Raw genomic sequence first — 13,798 nt, 5'->3', positions numbered from 1 at the left:
TAAACAACTAAGGCCTTACAACTACTTTATTTTCTATCACAGGAACAGTTTTGATATAGGCAAAAATAGCTTTCGCCTCTTCATCGGTAAGCTGGGTATAGGGCATCATCGGATAAGCGAGCAACGTTCCATCAGGTCGCAGACCAGTTTTGATAAACAAGACCAGGTCTCCACCCAACCAGTTACCAATCTACACAGTTAGGTCTTGGGCAATGTTTTAAGAATACATTTCTCCAAAAACAGGATCTATGTCTTCTACCAACCTACCCGTAAGCACCACACTCGATATATTACGATGGCAAGGAGCACAAACCATATTAGCAAGTTTTGCTCCTTTAGCTACCTGGCCGGGAGTATGAGTAGGTGTGAAAGCCACTTCTTGGGGCTCATAAGAAGGGATCCCCGAAATGGCAATGTACCCCAGAAAACCCACCACAAGCACAACCAGCCCGATGGCAACGAAAAGTAAGAGTTTCAGAATCTTCTTCATGATAGTATTTAGTATAAGTTAGATTAAATAGTAGTTGGTGAAGGGCTAAGAGCAGTTTGTGATTTATATGGCTTCAAAAAACAAGTAAACTACGTCACTTAAAAGCTTAAAAAAAAGGTGAGATGAGCATTAGAACACTAGTAGCCTGCAATTTAAACAGAGATAAAAGTGTACAAAAACATAAATAATCACATCGGGAATGTTTGCGGGTAAAAAATAATGCCGCCAACATACTTTATAGATATACAAACCTGTTAATAAGCGTTTTACCCTAAGAAATCAGTATTTAATCGTACTCATTCAATTTGGAACTAAACACTATATAATAAAAAAGCACACATTATATGAAACTTTTAATCGAAACTGAAAGAGCGACATTGCACTATTTACCTAACACAAATGCTATTTTATTAACTTGGCTAAAAGTAGCCGATGCAGACACATACAAACATCTTTTTACCCAAGGCCTGACACATATTAGAGTGAATAATGCAAACAGTTGGATCTCTGATATCAGGAATGAAGGGGTAATAGGAACAGACCTCTCTGTATGGCTAAAAACTGAAATCATTCCAAAAGCTATTGAATTGGGCTTAAAAAGAATAGCCATAGTAATGGATCCAGATGTTTTCAAAAAATTCTATGTCAATAATATCAAAAAGGATGTTACTGACGGAGGAATAAAATTCATGGAGCACTTTGATTCGCTAGAAAAAGCACAAAAATGGATTATGGAGAAGGATAAAGCATTAGCTTAAAGAATGTTTGAAGTTCAGGTTTTCAAGTGAAAACATTCACTGCGGCGGAAGACTGCTTTTGATTTCCCACGAAAGAAAAAAATGAAGGGAGAACCTATAGGTGGATGTTCGTAGTGAAATAGATGAGTCTTAAACACATCCTACAACTTTAATTCGATATATTGGAAAATAAGAGAACCGCATCCCAACAGATGTGGTTCTTTTTATATGCAATTCCTCATGTTTTTATTTTGAGTTAGCTACTAGCTTTACCTGTAAATTCTTGTAATTCATAAATCACGCCCCAACAAAATGAAAACCACTCAAAGTCAAAGCGAACTACTATTTGAATCGAAGAAAGCCAAGATTTACCTAAATCCGGAAACATGCACGCTCGAATTAATGTGGACGAAAAATGCAGACAAAGAAGATTACAAATCTGTAAGTTATAAAGGCTTGGAGTTACTCAAGGAATATAGGCTAGCCAACTGGCTATCTGGCATCAAAAACAACGATGTGATAGATGATGAGCTTTCTTTGTGGCTACAAGAAGAGATTATACCTAGAGCTGTAAGCTACGGACTAAAAAAAGTAGCCATAGTAATGGAGAAAGACGCTTTTGATAAATACTATTCCAATTTTATTTACAATAATTCGGAACGGACTGGAATTGAATATCTACAATTTTTTGACACTAAAGACAAGGCAGACGCTTGGCTTCTTTCAAATCACAAGCTCTAAAGTACAAGGTCCGTCCAATTGGACGGACCTTTTTTTATTATTTATCTCACTCTTTAATCGGCATCCGTTTGAATGGCTTTGTCCTATCGAAGAGGTAGCGGTATGTGATATGTGTTTTGGAAACAAACCCTCCTACTTGTTCTACTACATTAAGCATTTTAGGGTTGAAATCTCCTATCCAGTTCATTTCAAAGTCTTCGTAAATCGGATAGTCATCTTGCACTACTTTTCTCATTTCCATAATGATAGCGCCATCTACTCCTTTGCCTTGGAACTCTGGCACAACCCCAAATACAATCCCGATGATCTTCTTGGTAGTCTTACGCCATTTGTGGTATAGGAATTTCAATTTGCCTATTAAGTCCAACTTACCATTTACATGTTTGAAAATTTGGTTCACCTCTGGCAAAATCAAGAAAAAGGCAATAGGCTGATTATCATAATACCCAAACCATAAAATCTTTTCATTCATGATCGGTTTGAGCTGCGTAATGATACTATTGGCCTGCAAAGACGACATTTTAGGAACACCTGGGTGTGCAGCCCAAGCTTTGTTATAAATCTCCCTAAAATCCTCCGAATATTTTGCCAAATTTTTCAACCGAATATGTTCGAAAGTATAACTCTTATCTTGTGCCACTATAGCAGCTTTTCGAGATAGCTTAGGAGAAAGAGGGTCTAGCACTTTTCTGGCATAGGTAAACTGCCTGAAATACAATTGAAATCCATATTCTTCGAACAACTGCTGGTAATAAGGGTGATGGTAATTACAGGTATAATTAGGCTCGTAGTCAAACCCATCTACCAAAAGCCCCCACCACCTATCCCTCTCTCCAAAGTTAATAGGCCCATCCATCGCTTCAACACCTTTGGTTTCCAACCACTTTTTACAAGCATCAAAAAGCATAAAGGCTGCTTCTTTGTCATCCTCACACTCAAAAAAGCCCATGCCACCTGTAGGCTGGTCGTTGTCCTTGTTCAGCGATTTTTTATTGTAAAAAGCCGCTACCCTTCCTATCGTTTTTCCACCTTCACCTTGCAATATCCAACGAATACATTCACCATGCCTGAAACTTTTGTTTTTTGCAGGATCAAACACAGCATGCACATCTTTGTCAAGAGGTCTTATCCAATACTCACTCTCCTTATAAAGTCGAACAGGAAGCATTAAGAATTCTTGGGTACTTTTTTTATCGTTTACCTCAACTAATTTCATGTGGTTATTTTTCAATTGAGTTCAAAAAATTAATCCAACCAATTGGTTTCAAAAAGTTGGCAATCACCTCCTCATGGCAATTTTTAAAGGCGTAAAAGTACATAAAAAATCAAAAGGAATGCAGGAAACCTAAACTAGATCCCCTACCCACCACTCTCTTTTCTCTACTGCATTATCAAAAGGTTTTTGTAAAATTGCAGGCTTATTTGATGAAAGCCGATTACAATAGTCACTGCGGCTTTGGAAGAAAAACGACAGAATTTTACTCAAAAAAATAGAAATAAGATAAAATGTCATTGCAAAACGACTTATTGATAAGAGCTGCCAAAGGACTGGAAACGGAGCGTACACCTGTGTGGCTAATGCGCCAAGCTGGTCGAATTTTGCCAGAATACAGGGCGGTGAGATCAAAGCTATCGGGTTTTATAGAGCTTGCCACAACTCCCGAATTGGCAGCCGAGGTCACTCTTCAGCCCGTTGATATCTTAAACGTGGACGCAGCAATCATCTTTTCAGATATTTTGGTAATCCCAGAAGCAATGGGCTTGCCATATGAAATGGTAGAAAAGAAAGGACCATATTTCCCCGCTACGATCAATACCAAAGCAGAGCTTGCCAAACTAAAAAAAGCCGATGCCAAATCGGATTTGGGCTATGTACTAGAAGCTATAAAAATCGTAAAAAAAGAGCTTGATGGACGAGTTCCTCTTATTGGTTTTGCAGGTGCGCCTTTCACTATTTTCTGCTACATGGTAGAAGGTTCTGGTTCAAAAACGTTTTCTAAAGCGAGGAGGATGCTTTACCAAGACCCAAAAATGGCTCACCAACTTTTGCAGCTCATCACCGATAGCACCATCGAATACTTAAAAGCACAAATTGAAGTAGGAGCCGATCTTGTTCAGGTTTTTGATTCTTGGGCAGGGATTTTACCACCAGCGCATTATGAGGCATTTTCCCTTCCCTACATCAAGCAAATTTGCGATGCTATTGACGAAGTTCCTGTAACTGTTTTTGCCAAAGGAGCTTATTTCTCGCTAGAAGCTTTTGGTAAGCTCGACTGCCAAACAATAGGCTTAGACTGGAACATGGACATCCAACAAGCTCGCCAGCAAGTGGGTGGAAACAAAACCTTGCAAGGCAACCTAGACCCTTGTGTTCTTTATGCAGAAAATGAGGAAATAGTGAAACAAACGAAAAAAATGCTGGACGCTTTTGGTTCACAACGCCACATTGCCAACCTCGGGCACGGCGTATATCCAGATACTGACTTTCAAAAAGTAAAAGTATTTATTGAAACAGTAAAAGAATACAGCTCAAAGTAACACATTGCCCCAACTATCATTTGCATTGAAGCATTAGTAGTTGGGGCTTTTTAAATTTCAGAACTCGGCAAATAATTTTTATTATTGGCAATAACTTTCCTTAAAGTAATTTTTCAACCATTGTCTCCCACTCTTCTTCCAGAGAAACAACTGGCTTGGATTTTCCTGCCCTCGAATACCAATAAGAAGCATTCCATTCATCACCTTCTTTTCGGTGCAAATATGCATGAACCCAATCGCCATTAGTCCCTGCTCCCGGATCGTTGGTGTAGTCATGGGCTTTGTGCCAATCTCCTTTCCCGTCCCACCAAAGTGCTTCCAATGCTACAGAGAGACCAGTAGGCGGCTTGCTTTCCGCCAATGAGTCTTTAAATTCTGAAAGTGTCATGTTTTTTCAAGAAAAAACACCCAGAAAAACCTAAGCTCTTCTGGGTGGAAATTTATAAATCTATTGTCGATGCTCAGGTGATTATACCTTCATGATGTCAGCTTCTTTATCACCAACTATTTCATCAACTTGTTTTACATATTTGTCTGTAAGGTCTTGAACTTGACCTTCAGCTCCTTTTATCTCATCTTCAGAAGCACCGCCGTCCTTCAAAAGCTTTTTAAGGCTGTCGTTTGCATCTTTTCTAATATTTCTGATGCTAATCCTTCCATGTTCTGCTTCTCCTTTCGCTTGCTTTACCAAACCCAAGCGTCTTTCTTCGGTAAGAACGGGAATATTCAAGCGAATAATTTCGCCATCGTTTTGAGGAGAAAGACCTAAGTCGCTATTCTGGATAGCTTTCTCTATTTCAACAAGCATATTTTTTTCCCAAGGCTTTATGACTAAAGACCTCGCATCGGGAGTGTTTATAGAAGCTACTTGAGCAATTGGCGTAGGTGATCCGTAATAATCAACCATAAGCCCATCAAGCATAGATGGCATAGCCTTGCCTGCTCTGATTTTTGACAGTTCGGTCATCAAATGCGCTATCGCCTTTTCCATGTGCTCTTTAGCATCTTCCAAGTATAATTCAATTTCTTCCATGACGTATGTTTTTTATTAATTACTCTTACAAAGTTAAAGCATCGATGATTGGATACAATAACATTGGATAGCTACTGGCACAACACATTGAATCACAAAGAGTTTATTTTTGAAAAAATGGCAAAAACCCAAATTTTGTGTGGGTTGTACCCAATTCCATATCCAAATTGAAAGGTAAATAAAAAAGGCAGTATCATCAAGTGACACTGCCCAATTTTTTGAACACCGAATAAGCCGGCTGTATAATTTACGTATGATATTAAGAAATCAAGGTACCTACTTCTTCGCCTTTTATGAGGTTGTGAAGGTTACCTGGCTTATTCATATCAAATACGATAATCGGCAATTTGTTTTCCATACAAAGGGTAAAAGCAGTCATGTCCATTACGTTCAATCCTTTTTCATACACCTCTTGGAAAGTAATAGTAGAGAATCTTTCTGCGTCAGGATCTTTCTCAGGATCAGCAGTATACACACCATCTACACGAGTGCCTTTTAACACTACATCTGCCTCAACTTCTATAGCTCTAAGACTTGCCGCAGAGTCAGTTGTGAAAAATGGGTTTCCAGTTCCTGCACCAAAAATCACTACCCTGCCTTTTTCCAAGTGCCGAACAGCCCTTCTTTTGATAAAAGGCTCACACACTCTGTCTACTGGAATACCCGACATCAAACGAGTATAAATACCTTTGTTTTCAAGGGCGCTTTGCAAAGCCATACCATTGATGAGCGTTGCCAACATGCCCATGTAGTCTCCTTGCACCCTGTCGATGCCTGCCTTGCCTGCTTGAATGCCTCGGAAGATATTTCCTCCTCCTATTACGATAGCAAGCTCAAGCCCCTCATCTACTACTTTCTTAATTTCGTTTGAATAAATTTCAAGTCTTTCGGGATCAATACCATAATTTTGGTTGCCCATAAGAGCCTCTCCGCTGAGTTTTAAAAGGATTCTTTTGTATTTCATAGATAACTTATATAAGGGTTTCGCAAATTTATATAAAATAGAAACTACATTTCATTCTTTGTAAGTCAGAAGCCTAAACAATTTATCATTCAACTATTTGTAAATTCTTACATCTACTTTTTCAGCCCTAGCTCTGAATTATGGTTCAAAAAAAAGCAATTTGCTCCAATAAAACTCAAATTTCCTGTTTACCATATAGATTCATTAACTTAAATGATGCAAATACTTCAATAAAATCTTACGTATTTAGTAATGTTTTTTTGAATACCTTATCCTACTTAACCTTTATTTCCTGTGTCCATCTATTAGCACTTATGTATATTTGCCTCTCAAAACAAGGCAAATCCTTAATATCCCTGCTCACTAACGATTGACTTCAACTTACAAAAACTTCTTCAAATAGCTATTGACATTTGTCATAAACCATATGTTTGATAGTATTTTGTAAACTCACTAGCAAATGCATACTATTCAATCTAAAACCTAATTGACCATGATTGGTAAATTATCGACTCGACACCTGCTTTTACTACTCTCCATTTTGGGAGCTTATACTGCGCATGCCAGTGAAAAACCTAAAGCACCAAAGGCTTTTGAGCTTAGGGGAAAGGTGGTAGATATCATTTCAGGGTTGCCTATAGAAGATGCCAGTATTTTGGTCACCAACATCAGAAATGATTTTTCCAAAGAAATCACAACTGATGAATCGGGCTATTTTTCTACCAAGATTATAGCAGAATCGGTGTTTAGCGTGATTGGTTTCAAACAAAGACATTTCCACTCCGAGATTTTTACCCTATCAACTATTGGAAGAGAGAATGACGAAAAAGTGGAGATCAATATTGCCCTTTTACCAATGGCTCTAGGAAATAGCTACCCTCTCAAAATAAGCTTTGCACCTAATGAAATCAACTTTTCGGATGAATCGAAGCTAGAGCTGGACCGAATATTTAGGGTAATGGCGAAAAACCGAGATGTCGTGATGGAAATCGGTTGCCATACGGATTCCAGAGGAGACGATGCGTATAACCTTGAACTCAGCCAACAGCGAGCGCAGGCATCGGTAAACTACCTTATAAACAAAGGCATTAGCAAATTAAGATTGCAAGCCCGTGGGTATGGAGAGACCCAACCCATAAACTCTTGCACCAACGGAGTAAGATGCTCCTCTTCAGAACATTCTATCAATAGGCGAACAGAAATAAAGGTTATTGCTTTTATAGAATGACACCAAAAAACTAGCGCTGCACTGCTTCAAAAAAAGCATTGAGTTTTGAAGCATCCAATTTACCACTTGTGCGAACTCCACTGCACAGATCCAACCCAAAAGGACTCACGGCTTCAATAGCACTTTCTACATTCTCAGGTTTTAGTCCTCCTGCCAAAAACATCGGTATCTCCAACTGCTCTCGAATTTTCTTACTCACCTCCCAATTATGTACCCTTCCAGTTCCTCCTAACTCTTTCACTGCCAAGTTAGGGTTTCCCGAATCCAACAACACAGCATCAACACTTTTGCTGATTTTTAACGCTTCTTCTATCGACTCCTCTCCCATCACATGAATCACTTGGACAATATTGATTCCTGGTAATGCTTTCTTGATCTGGGCATAACTACCCGTTTTTAGTTCATCAACCAACTGGATAGTTGTAGCACCCGTAACCCGCTGGTGGTCTATAATACCTTTCGCATCAGTTCTGCTTGTTAGTAAAAAAGTAGCAATGGGTGGCGGGGCAAAGAGGGCGATTTCCCGAATAAGCTCATCTTCGATAACTCCAGGGCCACTCGGCATATGGGCTACCAGCCCCAAAGCAGAAGCTCCTGCATCAATTGCCAACTGAGCTTCTTCTACACTGCTAATGCAGCAAATTTTCACCCTAGGTTTTCTTACTGGTTTCATAACTATTCGCTAAAAAGTGGTTTAAATAAAATAAACCACTTAAATCTAATTGATGTAAGGGGCTCTAAAGAAAGTAATGTTTCACTTATGAAAACAAATTACGGAATGCTTTTTTGATATGAACATACGCCTCAGCCATTTCATCGTTAAATCGGTCAAACTTTTCTTCAGTTTCCTTTGCCCTGTTTTCTAGTTTTCCCCGAATATCCTTAAGGTTCGATTGCATCTCATTTTTCCATTCATCGTATTCTTCCTTGGTTCTTCTCTTATTGAATTCAAAATAGATCTGCTGGATCATCATTTCTATTTCAAACCTGTGCAAGGTTCGTTGGTAATCTTCTTTGAACTTATCACGAGCTTTCTCCGTTTCTTCTTCCACTTCCTCAAATATTTTCTTCAAGGTTTTTTCAAATGATTTGAGCGATGAAGTTACTTTTTTAGGATTGTCCCCAAATTTATCATAAGCTATATCAAAATCTGTCTCCAATAGTTCTAGCAACTCCATCACCTCTTTCTTGAGTTGCTCCAAACGCTCGCTTCCATCCTTCCCAACTTTTTTAGCGTCTTCTTCGGCCTCTTTTACAAATTCTGCTATGTTATCTCTTTGCTTCTTGAACTCTTTGTGAACCTCTGCTTTACCTTCTTTAAATTTCTCCTCCAACTTTTCCATTTCCTCTTTAAACTTATCCAAGTTGAAAAACTTATCTTTCTTTTCCATGTCAATTTCGTTTTGGTGCTAAGAAGTTAAATCTAAAAAATACATAGGTCAAAACTCAAGCTCCTCCCTATGAATATGTACTGGATAGCGCCCTTTTTTGTTTGGTAAAATACCATTTCACTTCATTAAATTATTTTTTTGAGGATATAACATTACATATCAACAACTTACCTTCACTTCTTTCCCCCTACCCAACCTTCTGTTTTCTTTTTGGTTCTAGTTTTATATTTTACATGTTCATTCTAACACTAAAACAATTCAATCATGAACTGTCTACTAATTTTTATTGGTACGCTCTTAATTACCATCTCTTCGGCTTTTGCCCAAGTAACCTCCCAAGACCTCGATATAATCAAAGATGTATTCCAAAAGGAAAAAAGAAGCATTGTAAAGGAATATATTGACCTCCCAGAAGCAGAATCAAAGAAATTTTGGGTAATATACAAAGACTACGAAGCTGATAGCAAAATACTGATAGACAGAAGGGTGAGCAACATCAAACGATATAACTCGATGCATGAAAGCCTTACACCCGAAGCAATAGATGCGATAGTAGAAGAAGGTTTTGAGCTTGATAAACTTCGATTAAAAATAGACAAGACGTACTATAAGAGAATTAGCAAGGAAATATCTCCAAAAACTGCAATTCGTTTTATGCAAATAGAAGATTTTTTGACTACATCGGTTCTTTCCGAACTCTACAAAAACATTCCTTTTGTATCAAGTAATTAATGACCTGACCACTTCATTACAAAAGTTACAGGAGTACAGAAAAACTTCAAAACACAGCCCTGCAACATTCAGAAATACTTTTTTTATACATTCACCTGACCATAAAGTCAATATCTAAAAAACATATTCGTATATAAGAAACATAACTACAGCAATTGAATCCAGCCTGACAGAACTAGATGGAAAACCCCGGAGATTTTTTCAAAAATTACATTTATAACTACCGACCAAAGGCAATGATAGTGTTGCGGATTATCTCTGCACTAAATATCACCGCTTCGCTGCTTTTGCTTTTTTACCGATATGGTTTTCTTTCTACGGAACTAGAAAAAGCTGCCATCATCAAAGACTACAACTATCCCTTTTTCATTTACTTGGGAGTCTACCTCGCCCGTTTGGCTTTTTCGCTTAAAACCAAGGCTTTTTTTAATAAAAACAGACTGGAAACTGGGTTAATGGGTTTTATCTTGGTAAACGGCTTGCTTAATTACCTCATAGGCTTCCAACCTATTCCTTTTCTGTTGGAAAGCCTTTTAGGAATTCAATCATCAACTCTTTTGTTTGGACATTTCTTAAGCTTCTACCTCATTACGCTCATTGTGCTAGAGTTGACCAAGGTAAGCGCAAAGATCTCCGATTTAAAACTAAAAGCAGCGGCAACTTTCATATATAGCTTCATTCTGCTAGTTCTCACAGGTACAGGTATGCTTACCTTGCCGGCAATGACCAAACAAAGCGGCAGCATGCCTTTTCTCGATGCACTGTTCACTTCGGTAAGCGCATCTTGCGTTACAGGACTCACCGTAGTAGACACTGGAACATTTTTTACTTTAAAAGGGCAATTGGTTATTCTTCTACTCTTCCAAATGGGGGGAATCGGTATAGTATCATTTGCCACCTTTTTTGCCACCTTCATTATAAAAGGAGTGGGAATCCGGCAACAATCAATGATGCAAGATATGCTCAGCAGCGAATCTTTGGTTTCAGCCACTACCCTCTTAAAACGGGTTGTGATAATCACCCTAGCCATCGAGTTTCTTGGCGCAGTTGCCATCTATTTTTCTTGGGACCAAACCATTACATTCGACGACTTTGGGCAGAAGGTATTCTTCTCCATATTCCATTCCATTTCAGCTTTTTGCAATGCCGGATTCAGCCTATTCAACGAAGGACTTTTTACCAATACAATTTCTGATGGCTCACTACTAAAAACCGGGGTGGATATTGACATCCGCCATATGTATCAGCTCCATTTCATTATCGCACTCATGATTGTGCTAGGCAGCTTGGGCTTCACGACATTTGAAGATGTTTTTACTTTCGAAAGAGGTTTTAAAATCTTCAAAAACCCAGAAAGAGAATGGAGAACAAGTACTCGAATAGCTATTTATTCTACTGGCTTCTTATTAGTTCTAGGAACTATGGGTTTCATGGTTTTGGAGTTTCATCAACTGACCGACAGAACCATTATAGAAGCCCTGAATACTTCCTTTTTCCAATCTGTTACCACTCGAACTGCTGGTTTCAACACCATGAACTTTGGTGGCATGTCCGATGGGATTCCGCTAGCAAACCCAACTATTATCATGTGTATCTTCTTGATGTTCATAGGGGCTTCACCAGGCTCTACAGGGGGGGGGATCAAAAGTTCTACTTTCTTCCTCATGACCCTTTCAGCAGTCTCAAGTATCCAAGGTAAAGACAGGATTGAATTTGCCAAAAGAACAATTCCCGAAGGGATTATCCGAAAGGCTTTTTCCATCTTTGTATTTGCCACAACTTACAATTTATTGGCTGTTTTTATATTATCAATCACCGAGTCTGGATCTCCAGACTCCCCTACTATTCTTTCTTTGGTATTTGAACAAATATCAGCATTCTCTACCGTTGGGTTGAGTATGGGGCTTACAGGAAATCTCTCTTCGGCTGGCAAAATAGTAATTATATGTTCAATGTTTATAGGAAGAATAGGCACGTTGACTTTAGCGCTTGCTCTCAGCAAAAAAGTAACAACAAATGCTTATCAATATCCAGAGACCCACATCATGGTAGGATAACCTTTTTATATAAAAAGACCTGCTCTAAAAGGAGCAGGTCTTATCTTATGAAGTTATTAAACACTAAAACTCTAGTTTGAACCCGATGACCAGTACGTCATCAATCTGATCTTCCTTGCCCTCTTGCATCCAATCAATCAACTCTTTCTTTAGAAGTTCATTTTGCTTTTCAAGAGGCTCTATAGAAACTTTTTTAAGCAAGTTTCTAAAATTGACACTCATATATTTTTTCTTTTTCGCCCCACCAAACTGATCTTGAAAACCATCTGAATAAATATAGCACATAGTGGTTTCATCAATATTCACCACGTGTTCCGTAAACTTACAATCGCCTTTCAAGCATGTCCCCCCTATGCTCATATTATCACCTTTAATGATCTTTACCTCATCACCAGTTACCAACACCAACGGGTTTTTTGCACCAGCATAGGACACGGTTTTCTCTTTAGGATCGAGTACGCATAGAGCGATATCCATCCCATCTTTATTACGAGTTTCATCTTGATTCAAGGCTTTCTTCACCCTTTCATTGAGCATGTTCAAGACTTTATCCGGTTCAGTGACCCCTCTTTCATTGACAATCTGATTGAGAATATTACTTCCTATCATCGACATAAATGCTCCTGGAACACCATGGCCTGTACAATCAACAGCCGCAACTATCACCTTCCCATTTCGTTCGCTATGCCAATAGAAGTCACCACTAACAACATCCCTAGGCTTCAAAAAAACAAAGGACTCTATAAAGCCACTATTCATAGCCTTATCACTAGGCATCATTGCCATTTGTATTTTCTTGGCATAGTTTATTGAAGATTTTATATCGCCAAACGCTGATTTCAACTTGATGCTCTGTGTTAAAATCTCCTCATTTTTGAATGAAAGATTTTTCTTTGCTTTAAGGATTTGTACATAACCGACCCCTAACATAACCGACAGAATTAATACAAGCGAACCTCCACCGATAAAAGCATTGATCATCATGTTATTACTTTCTATGCGTGCGTCTTGCTCCCTCATGGCCATCTCTTGCAGTTTCCTTTTTTCCTCAAGCAATTCAACTTCTTTTGCCTTAGCAAGGGCTATTTCTAATGCTTGGTCTTTTACGTTTGCTGTATTTTCTAGTTGGGAATTTATCTTGGAAATCTTTGCATCTTTCTGTTGCTTTTCCGCATTAAACTCCTCTTCTAGTTCCTGACGGGCTGTTATTTCTTCAATTTTATAACTATCGGTGTATTGTTTTTGGTAGAAAAGAGCTTTTTCACCATCCCCTAATTTTTCATACACTTCCGCCAAGCTCCTTTGACAATCGGTAACTGCATATTTATTGCTGAGCGAACGTGATAATTCAAGTGCTTCTTCCAAATTTTTGATGGCAGCTTCCATTTGACCACTTTCTTTTTGAGCAATGCCCAAGGTAAGCAGTAGGCTTGAAAGGCCCTGATTATCACGCATTTTCCTTCGGATAGCAATAGCAGTTTCGTAAGATGCGATGGATTGAGGTAAGTCACCTTGTTCAGCATGAATATTGGCAATTTGGGAATACCCAAAGGCAATTGCGTTGTCATTGCCTATCTCTTTGTTAAGCTCGATCATTTCTCCGTAGTAGAGAATTGCATCATTGTACTTTCCGTCGTTGTACAATGCCTGCGTAAGCTTAATGAGAACTTGGTTCAGCTCATCGCTTTTACCATTACCTTTTAGGCTCTTGGCCTTTTCTATTAGTCCATTAACCGACGCTAGATCTTGGGAAAAAACTTTCCTAGTTTGAGTAACAAGTAGGAAAAGCAACAGAATTAGAAAGCTATGCTTTATTATAAGTTTGATATTAATTGGGTTCATAATAGTATTAGGACGCATATAGATAATGCACATTTTGTCTAGTAA

General features: G+C 38.5%; 15 protein-coding genes. 6 read left to right on the top strand and 9 right to left on the bottom strand.

The window, feature by feature from the left end; all coding sequences use genetic code 11:
* Positions 1-7: 7 nt before the first annotated feature.
* A complete protein-coding gene (locus tag R9C00_11565) occupies positions 8-178 on the bottom strand; it encodes a hypothetical protein (protein WPO38090.1) in 171 nt (56 codons plus the stop codon).
* Between the two features lie 39 nt (positions 179-217).
* Positions 218-490: a hypothetical protein gene (locus tag R9C00_11560; GenBank protein WPO38089.1), complete on the bottom strand. Its 273-nt coding sequence runs from the start codon at positions 488-490 to the stop codon at positions 218-220.
* A 344-nt stretch (positions 491-834) separates the two neighbouring features.
* Here R9C00_11560 and R9C00_11555 point away from each other — a divergent pair, with 344 nt between their 5' ends.
* Both R9C00_11555 and R9C00_11550 read left to right on the top strand, forming a co-directional pair.
* On the top strand, positions 835-1,248 hold the full coding sequence (locus R9C00_11555) for a hypothetical protein (GenBank protein ID WPO38088.1): 414 nt from the start codon (positions 835-837) through the stop codon (positions 1,246-1,248).
* Positions 1,249-1,539: 291 nt separating this feature from the next.
* Positions 1,540-1,968 (top strand): hypothetical protein, encoded by a 429-nt coding sequence (locus tag R9C00_11550; GenBank protein WPO38087.1) that lies wholly within the window; start codon positions 1,540-1,542, stop codon positions 1,966-1,968.
* Positions 1,969-2,014: 46 nt separating this feature from the next.
* Here R9C00_11550 and R9C00_11545 read toward each other — a convergent pair whose 3' ends face one another.
* On the bottom strand, positions 2,015-3,184 hold the full coding sequence (locus tag R9C00_11545) for a hypothetical protein (protein WPO38086.1): 1,170 nt from the start codon (positions 3,182-3,184) through the stop codon (positions 2,015-2,017).
* Positions 3,185-3,474: 290 nt separating this feature from the next.
* Between R9C00_11545 and hemE the strand changes: the two genes are divergently transcribed.
* Entirely contained in the window at positions 3,475-4,506 is a 1,032-nt protein-coding gene (gene hemE, locus R9C00_11540; protein WPO38085.1) for a uroporphyrinogen decarboxylase, read from the top strand.
* 100 nt (positions 4,507-4,606) lie between these two features.
* Here the strand turns inward: hemE and R9C00_11535 are convergent, their stop codons facing one another.
* The 3 genes from R9C00_11535 to pyrH all read right to left on the bottom strand — a co-directional run bounded on the left by R9C00_11535 (position 4,607) and on the right by pyrH (position 6,503).
* Positions 4,607-4,894, bottom strand: coding sequence for a hypothetical protein (locus R9C00_11535; protein WPO38084.1), 288 nt, complete (start codon positions 4,892-4,894; stop codon positions 4,607-4,609).
* 81 nt (positions 4,895-4,975) lie between these two features.
* Complete coding sequence (gene frr / locus R9C00_11530; GenBank protein WPO38083.1) at positions 4,976-5,539, bottom strand: ribosome recycling factor; 564 nt, start codon at positions 5,537-5,539, stop codon at positions 4,976-4,978.
* A gap of 259 nt (positions 5,540-5,798) precedes the next feature.
* The gene (gene pyrH / locus R9C00_11525) at positions 5,799-6,503 is read right to left on the bottom strand and encodes a UMP kinase (protein WPO38082.1); all 705 of its coding nucleotides are present in this window, start codon (positions 6,501-6,503) and stop codon (positions 5,799-5,801) included.
* Between the two features lie 493 nt (positions 6,504-6,996).
* Between pyrH and R9C00_11520 the strand changes: the two genes are divergently transcribed.
* Positions 6,997-7,731 carry an OmpA family protein gene (locus tag R9C00_11520; GenBank protein WPO38081.1) on the top strand — a complete coding sequence of 245 codons (735 nt, stop codon included), beginning with the start codon at positions 6,997-6,999 and terminating at the stop codon, positions 7,729-7,731.
* A 10-nt stretch (positions 7,732-7,741) separates the two neighbouring features.
* Here the strand turns inward: R9C00_11520 and R9C00_11515 are convergent, their stop codons facing one another.
* Together R9C00_11515 and R9C00_11510 are read right to left on the bottom strand one after the other, a co-directional pair.
* The gene (locus tag R9C00_11515) at positions 7,742-8,404 is read right to left on the bottom strand and encodes a phosphoribosylanthranilate isomerase (GenBank protein ID WPO38080.1); all 663 of its coding nucleotides are present in this window, start codon (positions 8,402-8,404) and stop codon (positions 7,742-7,744) included.
* 85 nt (positions 8,405-8,489) lie between these two features.
* Positions 8,490-9,122, bottom strand: a complete 633-nt coding sequence (locus R9C00_11510; protein WPO38079.1) for a hypothetical protein — start codon at positions 9,120-9,122, stop codon at positions 8,490-8,492.
* A 264-nt stretch (positions 9,123-9,386) separates the two neighbouring features.
* Between R9C00_11510 and R9C00_11505 the strand changes: the two genes are divergently transcribed.
* Positions 9,387-9,854, top strand: a complete 468-nt coding sequence (locus R9C00_11505) for a hypothetical protein (GenBank protein WPO38078.1) — start codon at positions 9,387-9,389, stop codon at positions 9,852-9,854.
* A 179-nt stretch (positions 9,855-10,033) separates the two neighbouring features.
* The gene (locus R9C00_11500) at positions 10,034-11,911 is read left to right on the top strand and encodes a potassium transporter TrkG (protein ID WPO38077.1); all 1,878 of its coding nucleotides are present in this window, start codon (positions 10,034-10,036) and stop codon (positions 11,909-11,911) included.
* Positions 11,912-11,974: 63 nt separating this feature from the next.
* Here the strand turns inward: R9C00_11500 and R9C00_11495 are convergent, their stop codons facing one another.
* A complete protein-coding gene (locus R9C00_11495) occupies positions 11,975-13,786 on the bottom strand; it encodes a SpoIIE family protein phosphatase (GenBank protein ID WPO38076.1) in 1,812 nt (603 codons plus the stop codon).
* Positions 13,787-13,798 lie beyond the last annotated feature (12 nt).

The sequence above is a fragment of the Flammeovirgaceae bacterium SG7u.111 genome (assembly GCA_034044135.1).
Taxonomy (GTDB): domain Bacteria; phylum Bacteroidota; class Bacteroidia; order Cytophagales; family Flammeovirgaceae.
This window is presented reverse-complemented; position numbering and strand designations above follow the sequence as displayed.